At 42.4% G+C, this 18,527-nt stretch carries 23 protein-coding genes; 3 read left to right on the top strand and 20 right to left on the bottom strand.

Annotated features, from left to right (window positions below; translation table 11 throughout):
- Positions 1–413: 413 nt before the first annotated feature.
- The gene (locus R7E51_RS17670; RefSeq protein WP_046224244.1) at positions 414–1,499 is read right to left on the bottom strand and encodes an AAA family ATPase; all 1,086 of its coding nucleotides are present in this window, start codon (positions 1,497–1,499) and stop codon (positions 414–416) included.
- Complete coding sequence (locus R7E51_RS17665; protein WP_046224245.1) at positions 1,496–2,605, bottom strand: hypothetical protein; 1,110 nt, start codon at positions 2,603–2,605, stop codon at positions 1,496–1,498. Before R7E51_RS17665 ends, R7E51_RS17670 begins: the two co-directional genes overlap by 4 nt.
- A gap of 349 nt (positions 2,606–2,954) precedes the next feature.
- Between R7E51_RS17665 and R7E51_RS17660 the strand changes: the two genes are divergently transcribed.
- Positions 2,955–3,329, top strand: coding sequence for a hypothetical protein (locus tag R7E51_RS17660; RefSeq protein ID WP_052715035.1), 375 nt, complete (start codon positions 2,955–2,957; stop codon positions 3,327–3,329).
- A gap of 209 nt (positions 3,330–3,538) precedes the next feature.
- Here R7E51_RS17660 and R7E51_RS17655 read toward each other — a convergent pair whose 3' ends face one another.
- The 4 genes from R7E51_RS17655 to R7E51_RS17640 are packed head-to-tail and all read right to left on the bottom strand — an operon-like array spanning position 3,539 to position 5,489.
- Positions 3,539–3,910 carry a hypothetical protein gene (locus R7E51_RS17655; protein WP_180827199.1) on the bottom strand — a complete coding sequence of 124 codons (372 nt, stop codon included), beginning with the start codon at positions 3,908–3,910 and terminating at the stop codon, positions 3,539–3,541.
- Positions 3,911–3,967: 57 nt separating this feature from the next.
- A complete protein-coding gene (locus R7E51_RS17650) occupies positions 3,968–4,210 on the bottom strand; it encodes a hypothetical protein (RefSeq protein WP_014386860.1) in 243 nt (80 codons plus the stop codon).
- Between the two features lie 25 nt (positions 4,211–4,235).
- Entirely contained in the window at positions 4,236–5,186 is a 951-nt protein-coding gene (locus R7E51_RS17645; RefSeq protein ID WP_046224247.1) for a DNA-methyltransferase, read from the bottom strand.
- Positions 5,187–5,225: 39 nt separating this feature from the next.
- Positions 5,226–5,489 carry a hypothetical protein gene (locus R7E51_RS17640; RefSeq protein WP_226977602.1) on the bottom strand — a complete coding sequence of 88 codons (264 nt, stop codon included), beginning with the start codon at positions 5,487–5,489 and terminating at the stop codon, positions 5,226–5,228.
- 379 nt (positions 5,490–5,868) lie between these two features.
- Here R7E51_RS17640 and R7E51_RS17635 point away from each other — a divergent pair, with 379 nt between their 5' ends.
- A complete protein-coding gene (locus R7E51_RS17635; RefSeq protein ID WP_032073047.1) occupies positions 5,869–6,144 on the top strand; it encodes a hypothetical protein in 276 nt (91 codons plus the stop codon).
- Between the two features lie 4 nt (positions 6,145–6,148).
- Here R7E51_RS17635 and R7E51_RS17630 read toward each other — a convergent pair whose 3' ends face one another.
- The 12 genes from R7E51_RS17630 to R7E51_RS17575 all read right to left on the bottom strand — a co-directional run bounded on the left by R7E51_RS17630 (position 6,149) and on the right by R7E51_RS17575 (position 15,574).
- The gene (locus tag R7E51_RS17630) at positions 6,149–6,664 is read right to left on the bottom strand and encodes a hypothetical protein (RefSeq protein ID WP_032073046.1); all 516 of its coding nucleotides are present in this window, start codon (positions 6,662–6,664) and stop codon (positions 6,149–6,151) included.
- A complete protein-coding gene (locus R7E51_RS17625) occupies positions 6,661–7,113 on the bottom strand; it encodes a thermonuclease family protein (RefSeq protein ID WP_228209261.1) in 453 nt (150 codons plus the stop codon). The genes R7E51_RS17630 and R7E51_RS17625 overlap by 4 nt, the downstream gene beginning before the upstream one ends.
- Before the next feature lie 67 nt (positions 7,114–7,180).
- Complete coding sequence (locus R7E51_RS17620) at positions 7,181–7,603, bottom strand: hypothetical protein (protein ID WP_017086025.1); 423 nt, start codon at positions 7,601–7,603, stop codon at positions 7,181–7,183.
- Positions 7,604–7,787: 184 nt separating this feature from the next.
- Complete coding sequence (locus R7E51_RS17615) at positions 7,788–9,362, bottom strand: hypothetical protein (RefSeq protein WP_032073045.1); 1,575 nt, start codon at positions 9,360–9,362, stop codon at positions 7,788–7,790.
- An 18-nt stretch (positions 9,363–9,380) separates the two neighbouring features.
- Positions 9,381–10,256: a DsbA family protein gene (locus R7E51_RS17610; protein ID WP_032073044.1), complete on the bottom strand. Its 876-nt coding sequence runs from the start codon at positions 10,254–10,256 to the stop codon at positions 9,381–9,383.
- A gap of 12 nt (positions 10,257–10,268) precedes the next feature.
- Entirely contained in the window at positions 10,269–11,231 is a 963-nt protein-coding gene (gene sppA, locus R7E51_RS17605) for a signal peptide peptidase SppA (protein ID WP_014386852.1), read from the bottom strand.
- Positions 11,232–11,233: 2 nt separating this feature from the next.
- Entirely contained in the window at positions 11,234–12,364 is a 1,131-nt protein-coding gene (locus R7E51_RS17600; RefSeq protein WP_014386851.1) for a hypothetical protein, read from the bottom strand.
- 5 nt (positions 12,365–12,369) lie between these two features.
- The gene (locus R7E51_RS17595; RefSeq protein WP_014386850.1) at positions 12,370–12,663 is read right to left on the bottom strand and encodes a hypothetical protein; all 294 of its coding nucleotides are present in this window, start codon (positions 12,661–12,663) and stop codon (positions 12,370–12,372) included.
- Positions 12,664–12,673: 10 nt separating this feature from the next.
- The gene (locus R7E51_RS17590; protein WP_014386849.1) at positions 12,674–13,147 is read right to left on the bottom strand and encodes a hypothetical protein; all 474 of its coding nucleotides are present in this window, start codon (positions 13,145–13,147) and stop codon (positions 12,674–12,676) included.
- 776 nt (positions 13,148–13,923) lie between these two features.
- Positions 13,924–14,328: a hypothetical protein gene (locus tag R7E51_RS17585; RefSeq protein WP_014386847.1), complete on the bottom strand. Its 405-nt coding sequence runs from the start codon at positions 14,326–14,328 to the stop codon at positions 13,924–13,926.
- Positions 14,318–14,707: a hypothetical protein gene (locus R7E51_RS17580; RefSeq protein ID WP_014386846.1), complete on the bottom strand. Its 390-nt coding sequence runs from the start codon at positions 14,705–14,707 to the stop codon at positions 14,318–14,320. The genes R7E51_RS17585 and R7E51_RS17580 overlap by 11 nt, the downstream gene beginning before the upstream one ends.
- A gap of 54 nt (positions 14,708–14,761) precedes the next feature.
- The gene (locus tag R7E51_RS17575; RefSeq protein ID WP_181726419.1) at positions 14,762–15,574 is read right to left on the bottom strand and encodes a hypothetical protein; all 813 of its coding nucleotides are present in this window, start codon (positions 15,572–15,574) and stop codon (positions 14,762–14,764) included.
- A 400-nt stretch (positions 15,575–15,974) separates the two neighbouring features.
- On the opposite strand from R7E51_RS17575, the gene R7E51_RS17570 reads away from it, so the two are divergent.
- Complete coding sequence (locus R7E51_RS17570) at positions 15,975–16,436, top strand: hypothetical protein (RefSeq protein WP_014386844.1); 462 nt, start codon at positions 15,975–15,977, stop codon at positions 16,434–16,436.
- Between the two features lie 863 nt (positions 16,437–17,299).
- Here R7E51_RS17570 and R7E51_RS17565 read toward each other — a convergent pair.
- Complete coding sequence (locus R7E51_RS17565; RefSeq protein WP_014386843.1) at positions 17,300–17,590, bottom strand: hypothetical protein; 291 nt, start codon at positions 17,588–17,590, stop codon at positions 17,300–17,302.
- 24 nt (positions 17,591–17,614) lie between these two features.
- Positions 17,615–18,169: a conjugative transfer protein MobI(A/C) gene (gene mobI / locus R7E51_RS17560; RefSeq protein ID WP_014386842.1), complete on the bottom strand. Its 555-nt coding sequence runs from the start codon at positions 18,167–18,169 to the stop codon at positions 17,615–17,617.
- Positions 18,170–18,527: the final 358 nt, after the last annotated feature.

The raw sequence follows: 18,527 nt of genomic DNA, 5'->3' as shown, positions 1-18,527 counted from the left end.
CTATACGGGCGCATACAGACATGAAACAATGGCTAATATGGAAGCGGGTTTTAATTGAATCGCTCGACTTTGTTTTACTGCTCATAGCAGTGAAACGAAGTTGAGTGATCAGCGAAGCCGCATCAGCGGTGAACGCTACTGATCATATATAGATCCATAGGATCATAAGATCATGCAGCGTGTTAGGTAGCTTAATATCAGGAAATTTCCTAACTTTAAGCTTTGTTTCTGTAAGCTAAAGCTTAATATTAGGAAATTGAAGCTTAATATTAGGAAGTTCATCTCTATCACATAGCTTAATATTAGGAAACACACCTATATCTAAGCTTAAAATGAGGAAACGCCTTAATCCGTATATATAGCTTAATTTTAGGAAAAAGGCGTTAAGCAATAGCTTAATTTAAGGAATTGGATTACTTGGAGGACTTACCAGTACGAAGTTCGGAGAGCTCTGATGCCATGCCACCACCAAATGGGCCATGACTGGTTTGTTGGGCCAAGCGCTTCGATTCCTCAGATAGAAGGGAGTCATCTCTGTGTATCAATCCTGGCTCTTCTGAAAGACGCGATAACCGTCTTTTAACTGGTTTATCTGCTCCTGGCTTTTTCTCATTATCACTATCACCGTCTAATTGATCATTTCTAAGTTGGATAACGACTTCTTGATCAACGTGCAATAGTGAATTGTTACTCCAGTGCAGCCTTATCGGTTTTCTCCACTGCTGGTCAAAAGGCACATAGTTAGCTTTGATATGACGCAAACGAGTCTCTTGTACCGTTCCATCTTTCTTGTCTATCAACTGATCTAAATACAGATGAAGTTTTGACTTTGAGAGAGTGGAAGATAAACCAGAGCCAGAGACGCTGTTGATTATCTCCTTTCCTCTGCTCACATCTTTTGTCGGATGGTGAACAACAAGAACCGCGACATTCGCTTCATTGGCAAGCCTCTCCAAAGCAATTCTGATGTAATAGTCATCATCTACTACGTCAGCTGAGCCAATTGCATCACGCAATGTATCTATAACTACCAAGTCGTACCCTTTGGCCGTGGCAATAAGTTTTTCCAGTGCACTGGATGCTTCTTCCCACTCTTTAGTATGTTTAGATGAGCCTGAACTACAAATTGGATCAGAATGCTTGTATATCCCAATGCTCGATTTTAATCGGTCTTTGATGCTGGTGGAGAACTCAGTCAAATGTGCTTTGATACGCGGAAGTGTTCCGGGCAAGGAATCTTCGATCGGCCATATCAAAGTTCTAAGCACTTTGTTTTCCTCATCCCGTACACCAATTAATGGGTACTCTGGCAAAGCCATCTCATAAGCTATTGATAAAGACAAATAGCTCTTACCAGAATCAGGTGGAGCGATCAGAAATCCGACACTGCCTCGAAACAAACCTTTCAAAATCTGTTCTTTGTTGGAATTGGCTAAACTTTCATTAATGTCTTCTTCGCTTAGAGCGATAACATCCTCATTGTGGAGTGTTGTTGTCATGTCGTTACCTCTTCTTTCTCTTCATCGCCCAGGTACAACAGCATAATATCTTGCTTACCATCGTCACGTACTTTCTCTTGGAGTAGCAATCGGAAATCTCGCAATAACACATCCTTTTTCAAAATGACTTCGGCCATAGTGTTATTGATATGGCGACTCAGATGCTGTTTAGACACTCTAACCTTGTTGGCATAGTAATCTTTAATAAGGTGACTCAGATACTTACCATGTACATATTCACGCTTATGAGCATCAATATATTTACAGAAGTCAGTAACAGCATGTTTGCCCGTTAGCTGCGGGTAGACTTTTAAAAAACGTTTCCGGCTAATAGCTCCCTCTTGTCGCAAAGACGCAGTGAAAGTCTTATGCACTCCAACTATGAAGTGAGTGATCGTATCTGCCCTGATAGATCCTTTATTTTTAATCCCATCCAGAACCAGCAATGGAATGTAGTTGCTGTCCACCAGCTTCATTCGCGTGTGGTAGTGAGGTAGCGTTTCACCATCCTTCTCGTAATCCAAGACCAGTAACATTTGTGATAGCCTTTGAAGTCTTGTCATTACTGTGTTCTTGTTGGCCTTTTGATTTTTCAGGTTCAAGAACTCAAACAGTGTTGTGAAGTCACAAAGGAAGTAGTCGTATACCCCACTAAACATTTTTGTATCGAGAAGGTTGTGGTATTGGTGTGACAACTTATCCAGTTCGACATTAATCTGCGCGAGCTCAATAGCCTGGCGAAGCGTTAAGCCAGATAGGTCTACGTACATCCCCCCTACACTAACGATCCCTTCCAGTAGATGTCTGTCATCGGCCAAGCAGACAGCACTGTATACGTCGATTCTAACGGCATCGAATTCACGTTTATTAGTCCCCTTCTTCCAGTATGGCTTTGACAAGCTGGTGGATAGAAGAGGCTTTTGTGCCAGTAGCTGTTGCTCAAGTTCAGCCTTGTTACCACTGATCCTTGTAATTAAGTCTCGCGGAATTCTACCTGGCAAAAAGATGCAATCCATTAACGTAGTAGTCGATGGCCTGCTGCCAAATGCCTCGTTGACTATCTCAGCAGGGAAATACCCTTCTAAATTGTCTGTGTTACTACTCATTTTTTAATACCGTAATGTTTTTTTGAAGCATACCACATACCTTAAAAAGAGGAAAACAAGCCAAATAGATGTGATTTATACCTTAAAAAAGGACAATAGAACGCTTTACATTTCACGTTATAGCTTAATTTTAGGAAATGTTCGACCATACCTTAATTTTAGGAAAAGCCAGATCACGCTCTTAGGCATTGCTACATAAGACTTTCACATGTGAAAGTGGGCTAAGCGTGTTTCTGGGTCACGGTTGCATTTTTTAATTCCATGATATTATGGAAGTGTAAGTTGAATTGAATGAGGGCTTGACGGTGATGCCGAGATAGCTTTCCAGAGTCAATTAAGGAGACGAAAAATGAGACACATACTTAACCTAGTTGCTTTAGCAGTGATTCTTCTTGGCGTTGCTATGATTGAAACTAACGATAATCAATGGGGTTTGGCTGTAATCAGCGTAGCGGTTGTTTTCTGGTTGATGCCTCTGCTTAGGCTTGTTCATAAAAATGCAGTAGTAATGGTCGTCTTTTGGTCTGGCGTAGCTTACTTTTCATGGCAGGTTGCCGTAGTTGCTCTTTTGGCGTTTGTTGTTTTTTCGGCCACAGCTTCAATCAAGCGCGTTCCAAATACTCCTGCTATTAAAAAGCAACGGTTTATAGTTAATCCTTCTTCTGGTCTGGTGATGAAGAACAAACACTTTGATATCGCTGGCAATGGATTTGCCATTCTCTAGGAGCCATCCTTGCCTCCTAGAGCCCTTAGCAATCTACTTCCACTGAGCCGAGATTGGCAATCTCAATTCTCGTATGACTTTTCCCGTTTGCACTAACAGCTGATATGAGTATATGAGCTGACAATTCAGCTGACTCGTCCATAGTTAAGCCTTGCTCAATACAACTCTGAATGAACATTTCCGCAAGCTCTTTCTTTTTAGGGTCCATTCTATTTGTTCTCCGTGATAGTAATTGCCATAGTTAGATGCTGATTTTCGCTCTCTGGCGCACCTTTTTTAAAAGGAATGATATAGCCGGATTCTGGAAAACCTTCGGCTACCGTGTAAACAGTATCGCTCCCCTCTTCTGTTGGCTTTTGGGCAAATAAAGCTAAAGCTTGCCCTTGATGCTCTTCGTTTAGTAGCCAGAAGGATTGGTTTTCATGTGTGTGTAGCTCTCCATTTGGATGACGCACAAGATATTGTTCAGAGCCATATGCGTCACGCTTCTCTCGTACTTGAACGATATAACCAACAGCATGGTCGAAATCATACTCACTACACATATGTACGACAGGCCCTTTGCTGAACCTGTCGAACATCCTGGTTATTGCACCAACGGCTTAGTCCTGCTTTATCACATTGCTCTGGCATTCTTGCTATCCCAGATTTTTTTGATGTTGCAGAGTATTGAAACGCAACTTGCTTTTAACCAAGCAAAATGTGGCACCTAAGATGGTGCTTGCGGCTAAATAAGCAACGGAGATAAGCGTGATGCGATCCCAATCTAAAGGTGAAGTAGAACCAGTAAAATGGGTTACAGCAGCAAACTCCAGAGCCAGGACTAAAATACAAAGCATGGATACAACCAGTGTGCTTGGTGTGTTTGAAGGTTTGTTCATAATGTACTCTCCAGTAATCACGAGTTTATTTAACACTTCGACCGACACAGGCCAAAGCAGGATTCATCCAAAAGCCAGCAAACGAGCTAAACAACTCAGCTTGTGTTCGCACGTACTCTAAAATTAAGTCACATGCAACCCAACGTCGCCCCGCTCTCTCCGCTGCCAGTCCGGTTTTATTGCTACCAGAAAAGAGATCAACCACCAGCTCATCTTCATTGGTTAGGAACTCAATAGCGAATGATGGAATGTCTGTAGGAAACATTGCAGGGTGTGGTGGTAAACCCAATTCCTTGGCTATCTTCCTTACTGCTGATGTATCAGCACAACGATGACCTCGTTGGATTATGTTTTTAGGGATCTTGCCTTGCGTTTTATTGGAAAAGGCATTCCCTCTTAATCGGTAAGCACCATCACCGTAAGTAGCGATACGACTATCGCCCCCTTGTTCGAGTAATTTCTTATGTTGCTCAGTGTGCTCTACCAAAACTCTTCGGTTATCAGAGCGAACTCGGTCTGGATCGTTCGTAAACCAGTAAACAGGTTCCCACGCGGAACAAAGCTGCATACGGTTAACGCAAGCCCATTGGGTTGGAGCTGGTGGCTTGGATGTGTTTATCCAGGGCCAACGGTCCATTAATGAAAGCCCTAATCGATCATTTAGAGCTAAGACCATACGTTCAAGGTAAGTTGAACGCGAAGGGCGTTTACTTTCAAAAATGTCGTTACTCACGTTGAGTACCACAGAACCCCCTGGCACCAAGTTTTCTACAATTGGTTCCAAAGACTCGGTGATAAAGTCCACCCATGCCTGTTCACTAACATTCCCATACCCGCGCTCGATTTTTAAAGGATACGGAGGGGATGTCACACAAAGGTGGATCGGTTCTCCAAGCTCTGTGAATACCTTTTTGCTATTTCCCCAAATAGCGATGCCTAGATTTGTTGAATATGCGACAAGCTTTACTTCGCCCATTGCTTCATGAAGCCCTTTTTTATTTTTGTTTGCCAGCTTCTATACGCCACGCTCACCGTCCACTTTTTGGATGATATTCATGGACTTTAATGTTTGCTGAAACCAACGAATTTTTCTTTTGATAGGGCTGTGTTGTGCCTTGGCTTTGCCGATTTCGGCTTTAGTATTGATTTCAGCCTCTGATAGCCCGGCTATACTTGCTACCTTCGCATATAGCTCGGCATTGGTCATTGGACCATCAGCTTGTGCATAAGCTTCTTCCACATGGAAAAGCTCCAGCTGCCCCTGCATGTTTGGTTTCATTTATGCTCCAGACCAATATTAATAATTCATAGAATCATTTTATAGTTCTTTAAATGAAATGGCAATATCTAAATCCTGTAGAGATGTCGGTATATCTCTTCGATGGAATTGAACTAATTGGATAATGGGAGCTCTTTAAAGTGATTCATTGTTGAGTTTATGGCGACTTAGCTAGGGTAACGTTTTGTAAAATATGAGATTCCTGCCAACTTATGCCACAGACTTTCACATGTGAAAGTGCGAGTTGGATCTTCTTTATCTATAATGAGATCCTTGCGATGTTCTGACAGAACATTTTATGTTCATTGATAAGATCTACTATATTAACTATTACTTATCGTGAACCTTTGAAAGCAACTTATTTATTGGGTAAATATTAGTGTTTAAATTAAATACACTGCACGAAGCTGTGCCTGGCGTGGATCTAGATAGCCTGCCAGACATTAAAGCAGTAATAGGCCAAGCAGAACCGCTTGAAGCAAGTATGATGACGGTAATTGCATATCGTGAAATGCATAACGCCAACATTTTGAACCTTAGTGAGCGAGAGCGATTTTTTTTGAGTATGTCTTTGATGAAATGCTTTGTGGAGAAAGGGCTTCTATCGTCAGGTGATATGATGAAGTACCGACTTTCACATGTGAAAGTCGGCTGAGGATTTAGTGGATTTGTGTCGGTTGCTGGCACATTGGACAAACGTTACCGCGATAGTTAGGCAATACCAAAACTCTACTTGCCACGTTAACTAAGATTTTGTAGAGCAACATTCTCGCCGTTACCAAACCAACTGCAAAACACCCACCGTAACCAACAACTCTATTTTGAGCAGCTTTTAAGTACTCTTGCCCTATGAGTTCTTCTGCGTTCTCGTAGTTTGTAAGTTCGGTCATAGTTGTTAGATAGACACCTCTAATCTCTTGGGCAAGGAATGCCGCAACACAAAAGATAATGATGGTACACAGTATTCTTACATGGGTTAAGCGGGATATCCCCGCTTTAAACTCATAGTAGATATTGAATACAAGGGAGAACATAAGAGCAAAAAGTAGTGGCTCTGGAAGCGTCAGCTGGTGGAGGTATATCCGGATCAGGCTGATATAGACAAAAATACCAAATACATTCAAAGCCAATGTGCTTACATCCCTACCCAGTTGGTTGTTAATGGATAGTTTCACTTTTTACGTCTCCATTCCCAAGGTGGCATTCTTTCTGCCTCCGGCAATGCCCATAAGCCTACACCATTCTGTTTTGCCTCTTGCTCGTAAGAAAACAGTTCAGTGCTTTTTGCATACCGCCTGTATACCCATGCGTTACCCGTTTTTACCAGTTGTCCGTTTACCCACAAATCATCGACGTAGATATGACCAACAATGCGGCCATAACGATCAACGTCGGTTTGTTCTACACGAACGACTTTCCCACCCACTATAGAAAGAAGGGCTTGTTTTGCTTTCTTTCCCCAGGGTTGTTTCGACTCGGGTGTGTCGATTTCTGCAAGTCTAATACGGTGTTCTTTTTTACCATCGGTACACTGATAGGTGCCAGTGCATGAGGCATCTGTGAGGACTTTTATAGTGTCACCATCGCTGACTCGTACCACCTTCCCATAAAAGGTTTCAGCCATAATTGGTGCATTAAAAACGAAGTAGAGAAGGGTGGTAGTTAGAATTTTTTTAAGCATGATTAATTCCTTACTGTTGTCCTGATAGAGCATTCCACATTTGTTTGTGTAATGCCGAAATAGCGGTATAGGCCCCTTTCATTTCTGGTCGCTCCAGTTCCTTCAAGAACCAAAGAGACCCTAAGAGAATCGCTAAACATCCACCAGCCAGCATTAGATCATTGAACGTCATGAATAGGCTGTACCCAGACAAGCAGACATTGCACAGCATCCAAATTTTAGTGAAGAGCAATCCAGTTGAGTGATAGGTTACAAGCAAGTACGAAATGAAAGATGCGCATACTAGAACTAAAATTGGACCTCCCAACCACGTCGTCCATGTTTGAGTACCAAGAGGCGAGGGTAGTTCTAGTAACCATACTCCAGCACTCCAAATTACAGCTGATGCCATCATGTAGGCTGCTGCCATTTTTATCATCATTTGTGGTTTCATAACACTCCTTACCTATTCCACTTTCACATGTGAAAGTTGTTTTTAGGTTGTTTTTTCATTTAATTCCGATCCATAGCTGTGACGGATACTGTCATCGTTGAACCAGAAGCCCTTTTTGGATGGGGACTTAGTAGTCTCCAATCAAAAAGGCCCCAATTACTGGGGCCGCTTTCACATGTGAAAGTCAATTTGTGCTGATAGAGATAAATACTGACTTTGTGCCATTTACATCTTTCAGCCATGACATTGCACCATAATCTCCATCGACCATCGCGCTGTACCGTTCCCGCACACCTAGACCACACAAGAGGTCATCAATCGCTGTTGTTGGGTCACAGGATGGACGATATGTTTCTTGCCAATGGATATCTCCAGATTCGATGTATGCCTCTTTGATATGGAAGTACTCGCCATTCCAAGTTGTATATAACTTGTCGTCATTTCCAGAAAACAAACGTGGATATATAGCACCGTTTGAATTGAGCTCTGTGACGTTACTTGCTATGGATTGTTCTAATGTGGCAAACATTAGCTTCTCTGTTCTGATGGTATTGCCAACAACATTGTCGCGTTGACGCCACACAGCATGAACATCTCCATTGGTACTGGTTAAGCTAGCTTGCCCTGCATCGGCACTTATATTGGGAATGCCTGAGATAGGAGAGTAACCATTGTTGTCATTACGCCATGTTACGCCGATTAGGTCAGAAGAACCCGACCCTCGGCTTTCAGACCATAGCGCATAGCTAGTAAGGTTAGTGTTGATAGATGCTAAACCACTCTTGACTCCATCATCATCAATAACGCTGCGTTCCACTACAGGCGTATTGAATGGACCAAGTTTGACGGTATGTTTGGCTAGGACATCATTTTCATCATCAGCGCCCTTTTCGATACTTAGGATTTCAAGTACGCCAGGAGAAGTTTCTACTGAATGTATCGAGATAGCACTTTTAACTTCACCGTCACTGTTTGTTTTTATATTTCTCGAAAGTTCTGTCGTTGCAATGATATTGGCTTTTGTGCCGTCGTTGCTTAACCAGGCTATTGCCAATGCATTTGTATCGGAGCCAAAAATCGGAGTTTGCCAGATAACGATGCTTTGTCCTGACGGGTCAGTGAAGAGAGTGTTGTCGGTGATTTTTACTCGACTTTCCTCATTCGTAGCTGCCGCGTCAGTCATAAGTACATGATCAACTTCTAATGGTGGGGACCATTCTTGTGTTGTTGCGTCGTAATAGGAAACGTTCAGTTTCTGGTTGTTACTATTGTCTCTCTGTACCCATGTAATATAGGCATTACCATGATTTGAAAGGCTCATTTGAACAGAGCTCTTGTAGTGGTTTTCATCGACAATGAATGGTTGCCAGTCTGATCTTAGTATTTCACCAATATCGGCACTTATCTTGACTTTGTTAGGTACATTGCCATTCGCATAGTCTTCGATAGGGGCTACAGAAGCATATAGCTCATCCGGTTTGTCATTGTTGGCTTCTTCGACCCAGGCACTGTATAGAACAGCCGAACCATTTTCGTTTTGTAGCTGGATGACAGGAAGTGTTGCATCTCTTGTTGGAGAGCTCAGTAACACTTCTTTTTGCCATTCTCGCTTAGCGACCGTTGTTGTTTCTGTTGAGTTGTCTTGGTTATTGCTTTCACTACCATTGCCATTGGAAGTAGTTCCAGTGCCTCCACTGGAACCACCACATCCTGCCAACACTGATAGTAGAGCAGCTGCTAAAGCTGTTCTTCTTAACATCAATTACATCCTCTGTTGTTAGTTGTTTTCGGATTCAATCATCATTTTTCGAATGATGGCCGCGATAGCTTGTGATGGCTGTGCCCCACGAATAAGCTGAGTTTTCCCAGTTTGGTTATCTACGATGAAAGTCGCTGGTGTACCTGAAATGCCATTTTCAGTAGCTTGCTTCACATCTGCTGCTATTTTCAGGTCGTAACGGCCAGAAGCTAAACACTCTCGAACTAGGGAAGCATCGGCACCAACACTCTCAATAACTTCTGCCAAATTAGGCACTCCACCACCATTGCCTTGTGATTTGGCAAATACTTCGTCTAAGAACACCCAGAATCCACGGTTGCCTTTTTGTTCAGCAACACATTCCGCTGCTAACGCTTCTTTTTCTGCCGCTGGGTTATGAAAACTCAATGGCAGATGTTTCCATTGCCAGTTGATATTCCCGTTACTTGCATCCACCACTTCTTTTGGTGTGTCGTGGAATTTTTTGCAGAACGGACACTCCAGGTCAGAAAATTCCACCAGCGTGAATCGAGCGTTCAGGTTTCCATATATGCGTTTATCGTCAGGCACTTGTTCGGGAGCTGATTCGTATTTTGCGTATTTAGCCTGAATATCCTGTTCGCGTTTCTGTTGAACGAAATGTTCCAGTGCTTTTTGAACTGCATTGTTAAAGCGCTCTTCTGATTTAAAGCGATAGTCACTTTCTAGTTGAGTAATCTTCGACTGGAGAGAATCGCGCTCTTGAATGAGCAACTCTTTGGTCTGGTAAATTTGATATCCCACTGTAGCGACAGACGCTCCCAAAATTAGGGTCATAGCAGCACCAACGGCCAGTAGCTTTTTCTGCATTGGACTGAATGATTTTTGTTGTTGTGGTGTGGTTTGTTCTGACATTACATTTTGTCCTTAGTAAACTTTTACAGTTGCCAATTCATGAATCAGGGTTGAAGCTTCCATTTTTGCGCGTTGTGTTAAGCGCTTAACGATGTCTTCACTTGGTGAGTAATCAACGAGGTTTGTTTCTTCTATAACATTGCGAGAAATAGAGTGTAGGCTTCCTAAACCATCAATTAACCCAATCTCAAGTGCTTGCTCTCCATTCCAGATCAATCCAGAGAACACTTTTGGATCGGCTTTGAGTCGTTCACCACGGCTCTCTTTTACTCGCTCGATGAACTGCTGGTGGGTTTTCGATAGCACTTCCTTCCAGAAGCTAGTTATCTCTTCTGAAAGAGGGGAGAATGGGTCTAACAAAGCTTTGTTTTCACCAGATGTTATAGCTCGTCTTTCAATACCCAATTTTTCCATGAGCCCGGTAAATCCGAAGCCAGAACTGATGACACCAATAGAGCCAACCATACTTGCTTTGTCCGCATAAATTTTGTCTGCGGCCACGGCGATGTAATAGCCACCAGATGCACCGATATCATCAATTACAGCGATAACTTGTTTTTCTGGGTATTCTGCTTTTTGAGCTTGAATCTCTTCGTATATTCGACCTGCTTGCACAGGGCTTCCACCAGGACTGTTTATTCGTAGAACGACAGCTTTTGCATGGGGATTTTTGAAAGCAGCCTGAATGGAAGGTATTAGATGATCTTCATCTGCAAGTGAACCCGCAGCGATTTCTCCTTTGATATTAATGAATGCAACATGTGGAGTGTCAGCTTTGGATGTCTGCCAAGGTAGTCCTCCTGGATTTGAAGCTACGGTTAGAAATGCAACTATCATAAGGACAAAGCCAAGGGAGCGAATCAACTGAATCCCTCTTCGCCATCTTCTGTCTTTTACCTGTTCCTTATGGAGGGTAAAGACCAGATCTTTAATCATGTCTTTTTCCCATGCTTCTGGTTTATTGTTTTCACTCATGTTTATTCCTTAGTTGTGGTTTGTTTTCGACCTGGGTGAGGTGGAACCAGAAACAGCTCCCATTCTTCCTCGGTTAATTTGTTCTCTTTCGCTAATTCAAGTTTGTCGGCTTGTTTTAACCTCTCTGATAACGTGGATTCCGCTAACCCGAAATTAGTAGCGACTGCCGCAACGGAAGGGTATCCCTTGCCATTTATCACAATTTCAACATCGGCTTTTCGATTAGGGGGAATAGCGTTGAGTACCTTTTCCCAGTCCATATCTGAAAGCTCGTTACATCGTGCCTTTTCCAATAATTCTCGATGTCGAAGTCTCTGGTAGAGAGCCGAGTACGTTAAGTTAGCGGCTTCGGCTAGATGGTTTAACGTGGGGTAGGAATCACCTTTATAGGTGATAGGTTTGTTGGCCGCCTTTGGGCCCTTGTTTGGAGCTGGTGGTTCAGATAAGACTGAGTTCCAGTTCTCATCTGTCATAGTGTTGGTTTGGTAGGCTTTTAATAGCCCTTTATCCCTAATCCTTGAATAGAGAGTCCTTTCTGCTTTACCAGTTTGTTGGGCCAGTTCGGTTAAACTAGCGTAGGGTTTTCCTTTGACGTAAATAGGTGAACTCTTTCTTCGCCTTGCTTTACGTTTTTTAGTCTTTTTTTCTGGGCAAAATGTGCCAGCTTCTCTTTGTTCTATGAAGACAGAGCTAGTTTCTGCGTTGAAGAACTCATCCGCTATTCTATTTTTAAGCTCCGTTGCCCTGGCTATGACGACATCAAGCATTCGATCAACAGCCACAGCATTTGCTGCACTATACGGAACCAGCTTTCCTTCGCGGTTGCGTTTAAGGCTAAGTGCTTCTGCTTCTCGGCAAAGCTCTGTACATTGAATAGCGAAATGTCCGGTATCTTTCATTAGGTATGATGAAATGATGCCGCTCATTTTCCTCGTGAATCTTGAAGTCATATATTGAACATGCCCATCCATCAACTCCTGGCTTTCTATACCAAGCTTTCTGGACAGCTCTTCAATATCTTTTTGTTTATAACGGAAAGCCGAGTGTTTTAAGCTTTGTGCATTACGAATAAGCTCTTGACTCGCGCCATGTCTCTCCAAGTCGGATATTAGGAATGGGGCCAATAGATCCATGCGCACTACACTCCAACTCCAATGACCTTCAAGACAAATAGGCATAGCATTGAATAGAAGGGGGTTAGCAGTAGAGATGCCATGACCATACCGAATACTCGTGCTGGCATTTTTTTAGCGTACATAACCATCCAAGGCATCATTGCACATAAGGCAGCGATCATTGCTCCACCAGCGCCAAGCTCAGGGAAAAGCACTGATTGGATAAGGATAAACAGGCATTGAGCATAGCCAGCTTGATTCAATGGCTTGTTACTAAGGTTTTCTTCACTTTTTTCTGGTGTTTGAGTTCTTTCCACATTTCGCTCCTTACGCCAACTCTGGTTCACCGAAGTATTGACGGTATAAGTCGTGATCATTCGCTAACAGACGCTTGACTGTGCTTTCATCAATCTCATTAATTGCCATGATTAGGATTTGGTCTTTCCCAATCACACTCATATCTACAGTGAACCAAGTGCCTCTGACCGATTTAGCAAGAATTTGTAGGTTCCAAGGCACTTTTATCTCGTTGGCCGCAGTGATGTTTGAAACCTTAACAACCGTTGCATCCTTCCCGAGCCAGCGTTTGTTATCAATGACAAGATCCATATTGTCGAACGCTGATTTGGCTGCTTTTTTGCGGATTTCTATGATGGAGTTTGAGCCTCCATTCTTGGCCGCAAGCCAAAGAACTACCCCTAATGCTGTACAGGCGACGATAGGTTTACCTGCAAGACCAGCAATTACTCCGCCGATAGATATCAGCAACATCATTGCTTTATTGATTCTTGTTAATGGCATAAGCCCTCCTTTGCCATGAGAGTAACGGATAAACAGCAAAAGCTTCTCACGGCAACATGCCCAATAAGGGCAACTGAGAACTCAATGAAACAATCCCTCACACGAACAGGACGTCTTTATTAGTCCTTGCCTAATAGCCTGATATTTGTAGTAGAGAGAGACGACTTTTTTTTCATTCAGTAACTTTGTTCTGATGTAACGAACCTTGTTCTTTCCGTCGGGCTGTGGGACAACCGTTCTAACGTACCCGTAATCGGATACCTCTAAGTTGTATTGATTTTTAAGAATCACTCGGTATACAGATAGCTGGATTACATCCGATTCAAAGATCCTGTTATCTTTCCTTAACTTGGTATCCAGAGGGATAAGGACTTTCTTTTTTGATAAAAAAACCTGATCAACTCTTCCATGCAGAGGTACAGGTAGTGTTGTTGCCACATCTTCTTCACAAAGAAACAGAGTTGCGTTTCTCAACTCTTTTGGCATGTTTTCTTCACTCCACCAGCTGAGCACCTCATGCAAATGCTTTTTCCGCCATAGGTCTACTTTGGCAATTAGAAATGGAGCGACAATCAGTGAAACTAACAACAAGACTATATTCATAAGATACTCTCGATTACTTTATAGTATCATTATATAGCCCCTTAAATATTTGTCACGTAGCCACTTAGGAAGTACTAAGCATTTAGGTTCGGTATGAGGGAAGGGGTAGCGTGAAAGACTTTTAGGGCAGGGAAGAGCCCCGTGTAGAAGGGGCTATTGCAGCTGGTGGAGCACTAGTGAAGCAAAGAGGGGACTTTCACATGTGAAAGTCTACCGTCAGACATCATATCTAAGGTGTCTACATCTAAATTTGAGTCTCTTAGCCCTTTTCCTTCGTAGACGATATCTGGTGTGCAGCTTGATTTAAATACGCCGTGGGGAATATGATCGAAATCCCCAAGCCACATTCTAAGTCTGAGATCAACGATGTAGTCTCCTGGCAATGTAATCCAGCAATGAGGGGTTACTACGTCTCCTGACGACTTTTCTGTTACATAGCCGAACATGCAACAGTGTTCAACGTTGGCTTGTTTCAGAAGATGGCTTACTAGATAAGTCATTCCATCACAGTCAACCTGACAGTCCTCCAACACAAACAGAACTGTTTCTAATTCAGAAAACCATTCCTCATTGATCATTTGAAAGTTCCTTTTTATTTATCTCATTCTCAAAAGGGTACGGCTTTCTTCTTTCCGCCAATTCAATGTCTGCTCCGCACTGTTTACATAACCCCTGTTCCTTTGCACAGCTGTCGCAGACTGCATCAGTAGCAGTTGAGCCGAACTGCATTGTTTCTTCGCAAACACCACAAGGTTTTGATGTTATCGCAGCTCCTCCTATTCGTTGAGAACGAGCGTAATAGCAACATAAACACAAATGCATGGACTCTCGTTTTTCCTTTTCGACGTCAGAGGTAATCCTTTCGGCAAGTTGGAGTATGTGCTGGATTTGTTCTTTAGCTCTTTTGTTTCTATATGAAATTGTTGAGCGTGTAATTTGTTCTTTCTGCTGCTGCATGTCTACCTCCTGAAAAAGGCAATCTCCCTAAGCAAAATGCTTGGGGAGAGCTAATTAGTTCTCTGGGTGTATGAACAATAGAGGTTCGCCATTGTCGAGTAGATAAGGCGTTTTAAATTTAGATTCACCTACCTGTATGTTCCCAGATGCTACGTAAACATAAGCCCAAGAGGGAAGTTTTCCGCTTACAAGTGAATATATTTTGTCGCTTGGGACATGGCTACCTTTGCCGGGAGTAACTCGGAATCGGTTGTAGTAAACACTGTGGTTTGATTCAAAAGCATACGAATCAATTTCATCGACTCCGACAAAGCTAGGGGCCTTTGCTTCGCGGGGCTCAAAGACTTCGGTTGCTATGTAGCAGAGATCCACATTTGTCATGCCTGGTTTGTATATGGGGCAACCGTACTCTTCACTGTGAAAGTAGAACTCTACTTTGCGTTCGGAATTGCCATTTGTTGCTTCATACTCTAATCCCATTTCTTCTAGCGTTGATTCAATGGCCGTTTTCATTTCAGACAAAAGTTTTTCTTGAGCATTTTTGGTGGATGACGCTTCGGACTTTGGCATCCATGCAATTACGCTGTTTCTGGATGCTGTGTCGGGCTGCTCTAAAAGAGAGGTGACAAGCCCCAATCCTAACCCTGATGTTAAATCTAGGTTCGCACCGAAGGAGGAGGTAAACAAAAGAGAGTTTGTCGCAGCGCTGCCTGCAAATTGCAAAGACTCGTAATTCTCTCTTGGGACGTATTTGTCACTTACATCGTACAATCCACCAGCCTGCGCGATGTTATATGCACGACTGTGTGATTCATCGTATGACACTGGTTGGGAAGTTGACGCACAACCAGTCATTATTACCGACATTATTGACACGCCTAAACCTATTAGTTTTCCATTTATCATTACCTAACTCCTAAGTTGTTTTTAGGTTGCTTTTGTGTTCCTTTAGTGAACAATGCAACTTTACCTTATCTATCAAAACACTACCTTAAAGGCACTTTGCTTTTCTTGACGGCATTCAATCTATTTTTATGCATACCCAGCATTCAATCTAAATGTCGTCTTTGGGTTGCTTTTCGATATTTCACATTGAAAAGCCAAGTCCGTTTTCGGTTTGCCTTTTAAGCTCATTATATGACCTTATAAAGATGATGCAATACACTAATTCACGGCTGGTTAAAGTAAATGTCAGTACGGTCGATTAAAGAAAATCAGTGTCCTATGCTTTTTATTGGACGCTCAGAATTGGCTTGGAGAGCCTTGTATGGAATTTGTCGTTATTACTTTCTTTGGATTAGCTATATCCACGCTGGTGGTGCAATACACTTCTCGGCGTACTAACGGAACAACGCTAAGTTATTCCCAGTCTTTTAAGGTCGTCTTAATTCGCAGTGGAGTGGCTGTGGGGGCTGGGTTTTTGATTGGTAGATTGTTCTCAGTAGCGATTTCAAAAGGCTTTCTGAATAAGGATGTTTTGATAGAACAACCTCTGGTTGTTGCAGGTATAGTTGCGTTTTGCGGCCTAGCTTCGTTCCTGGCATTTCAGTGGGGTTACTCAAAGATTTCCGGCAAACAGGTCTCTCTGTTGTCAGCTCTCAAGTTCGCAGTCAAAGAGATAGGGTACTTTATGTTACTGCTTGCTGGAGTGTTTGTTCTTTCGTTAGCTCTGTTTGGTATTGTGGAGGTTATGGCGAGTAATGGTTCTGAGTTGTCTATCCGGTCTTGATTCGATGTGTGATGTTATTTCGGTGCTCGGAAACATCACCAAACCGGGTTCTAATTCATTGATTAGCCTCTAGTGCTATTTATCTTCTTTGCTTTCACCAAAGCAGTTCCTATGGACCGAAGGAAACACAACTAGGTAGTACCAAGCATTACATAAATCCTTCGGTATCTTCAAGACATTCATATCTGCATCATTTTTTATGACGTTCATCGTATGGCGATAGTGAGCTGGATACCGCGTTTGCAAAGGTAATAAAGCTCGCAATACTTGAGAATAGAACTTCTGAGCTGGCCGCAAGGCAAGTATACACATTGATTTTCTGGATTAACGTAAGACCAGCAAGTGGTTTCGTTAACTCTAGGACCTGCACTGTTGGAGTCTTTTAGGTTGCTAATTGGTAGAGCTCCCTAATTTGGTTTTGGGGTAGGTTTGATATTGATTCATAGACATAAGGCGCGATCGGTTAACTGATCGGGTCTGTATGTTAATTGGCTTGGTGTGTTCTGGTGCGTCATTTGTGTTTTGTCACGCTATGTTCTGCTGTGACATTGTTAGAGCTCTCGTCTCGTTCGAATTTTACCTGGCAATCATGTTTAGTATCCGATTGGTGATTTGTAGAGGGCAGCGTTGTGTTTGGGGGTAATCACCTAATGGAAGTAAGCCGAGAGGATGTAAGCCATTATTTCGACTCTGACATTAAAACCTTTGCTGTGTCTCAATGCTGCTCTTAACAACGTGCAAATTCTGTGTATCAGTAAGGTTTGTTGTGAGGTGACAAATGATGTTTTTATCCACAGAAAAAGTGGATAAGTTTTGTACTAACACCAATTCCTCTGTGTCTTGTGAGTGCAAATTACCCTTGCTTAACTTGCGTATAAAGCTACTAGTGATAGCAATCCCATAGCGAACGCACCGCTTAAACATAGTTGCAGCACACGACGGCATTTAACTTGTTTGTCTGTCATAAAGCGCTGTGTGGCACTCTCATAGGAGAAGTGAGCAAATTCACCTCGCAATGTATCACTGGTTCCGTTAAAAGCGTTAGAGAGCTTTCTAGGCGCTCTCTCGTTGATCCTTTTACTCACTCGTGATCGTTTGATCATTTTTTCACATTTGCCTAATTTTGCCATTTCAGTGGCTGATACAGAATTCATGTTGGTCTCCTTGGTTCATTGTTCTTATAGTTCAACCTTTCGCTTATCAATAAGTTTTTCGTAGTCATTCAGAAGCCTACGGATCTTCATTAGTACATTTGAGCGTTGTCTTAGCACTGCGTAGTATTCTTCGGTCATTTTTATGGACTTGAACTCATCGTCAGTGGCTTTTTTGAATGCTGACAAGTCGTATTGATTGCCTGTCCCTTTCTTGAGGTATGTTGAATACACTTGGGATTTACCCCCCTTTGGATCTGGCTTGAAACGGTTTAAAAACCATTCGGCAGATAGGCTTCTTCCATTCATTCTTGCCCTAGTTCCGAATCGCCATTGATTATTTTCGTCCTCTTCTTCTCTGGCTATTCTGTTTGATGCCCAATGTACGTCTGCTCTTTTCTTTGCTTCAACGATAAGAACTTTCATCTCTTGCTCTAGTGCGGTTTGTATCTCTAGAACAAAGTCTCTTGATATTGCTTCAATGTCATCAAGGTACAGTTCAGATCTTTCATCCTCATTTTTGGGATCTAACAAAAGATCCCAGTCTATATTTGCCTTCTTACTGGTTTTATCCGTACTCATTTCTTAGGCTCCTGAGCTGGCTTTAGCGTGGCTAATAGCAAAATTCCTAACCAATTCCTATCCAAATACCTATCTATCTGGAGGATTTAACTCTTTTATCCAGATAGATAGGTACTCTCTTACGATAGCTCGTGAATTATTTTTGTCAACGCTCTATCTATCTGGATAATTTGTTACCAATATCCTAGATATTGCAATCTTTATGATTATGTATCGGTTTTATCCAGATAGATATAGGATTTCTACTCATAAATATTTCACTATACACCAGCGAGGTTATTAAAGAGTCTTGAGCAAATGCTTCGATTGTTGCTTTTTTTTGGTTTTTTTAATCGAAAAGCAATCTAAACGCCCCTTT

It is taken from the genome of Vibrio sp. Vb1166 (assembly GCF_033338695.1).
GTDB classification, from domain to species: Bacteria; Pseudomonadota; Gammaproteobacteria; order Enterobacterales; family Vibrionaceae; genus Vibrio; species Vibrio alginolyticus.
Note: the sequence above shows the minus strand (reverse complement) of the source record. Positions and strands in the feature narration are given on the sequence as shown.

Coding starts and splice junctions, on each gene's coding strand:
- R7E51_RS17660 (WP_052715035.1), top strand. CDS start 2,955: ATGAGACACATACTTAACCTAGTTGCTTTAGCAGTGATTCTTCTTGGC.
- R7E51_RS17585 (WP_014386847.1), bottom strand. CDS start 14,328: ATGATCAATGAGGAATGGTTTTCTGAATTAGAAACAGTTCTGTTTGTG.
- R7E51_RS17670 (WP_046224244.1), bottom strand. CDS start 1,499: ATGACAACAACACTCCACAATGAGGATGTTATCGCTCTAAGCGAAGAA.
- R7E51_RS17665 (WP_046224245.1), bottom strand. CDS start 2,605: ATGAGTAGTAACACAGACAATTTAGAAGGGTATTTCCCTGCTGAGATA.
- R7E51_RS17570 (WP_014386844.1), top strand. CDS start 15,975: ATGGAATTTGTCGTTATTACTTTCTTTGGATTAGCTATATCCACGCTG.
- R7E51_RS17575 (WP_181726419.1), bottom strand. CDS start 15,574: ATGTCGGTAATAATGACTGGTTGTGCGTCAACTTCCCAACCAGTGTCA.
- R7E51_RS17645 (WP_046224247.1), bottom strand. CDS start 5,186: ATGGGCGAAGTAAAGCTTGTCGCATATTCAACAAATCTAGGCATCGCT.
- R7E51_RS17625 (WP_228209261.1), bottom strand. CDS start 7,113: ATGGCTGAAACCTTTTATGGGAAGGTGGTACGAGTCAGCGATGGTGAC.
- R7E51_RS17565 (WP_014386843.1), bottom strand. CDS start 17,590: ATGAATTCTGTATCAGCCACTGAAATGGCAAAATTAGGCAAATGTGAA.
- R7E51_RS17655 (WP_180827199.1), bottom strand. CDS start 3,910: ATGTTCGACAGGTTCAGCAAAGGGCCTGTCGTACATATGTGTAGTGAG.
- R7E51_RS17590 (WP_014386849.1), bottom strand. CDS start 13,147: ATGCCATTAACAAGAATCAATAAAGCAATGATGTTGCTGATATCTATC.
- R7E51_RS17580 (WP_014386846.1), bottom strand. CDS start 14,707: ATGCAGCAGCAGAAAGAACAAATTACACGCTCAACAATTTCATATAGA.
- R7E51_RS17620 (WP_017086025.1), bottom strand. CDS start 7,603: ATGAAACCACAAATGATGATAAAAATGGCAGCAGCCTACATGATGGCA.
- R7E51_RS17640 (WP_226977602.1), bottom strand. CDS start 5,489: ATGAAACCAAACATGCAGGGGCAGCTGGAGCTTTTCCATGTGGAAGAA.
- R7E51_RS17615 (WP_032073045.1), bottom strand. CDS start 9,362: ATGTTAAGAAGAACAGCTTTAGCAGCTGCTCTACTATCAGTGTTGGCA.
- sppA (WP_014386852.1), bottom strand. CDS start 11,231: ATGAGTGAAAACAATAAACCAGAAGCATGGGAAAAAGACATGATTAAA.
- R7E51_RS17610 (WP_032073044.1), bottom strand. CDS start 10,256: ATGTCAGAACAAACCACACCACAACAACAAAAATCATTCAGTCCAATG.
- mobI (WP_014386842.1), bottom strand. CDS start 18,169: ATGAGTACGGATAAAACCAGTAAGAAGGCAAATATAGACTGGGATCTT.
- R7E51_RS17650 (WP_014386860.1), bottom strand. CDS start 4,210: ATGAACAAACCTTCAAACACACCAAGCACACTGGTTGTATCCATGCTT.
- R7E51_RS17600 (WP_014386851.1), bottom strand. CDS start 12,364: ATGGATCTATTGGCCCCATTCCTAATATCCGACTTGGAGAGACATGGC.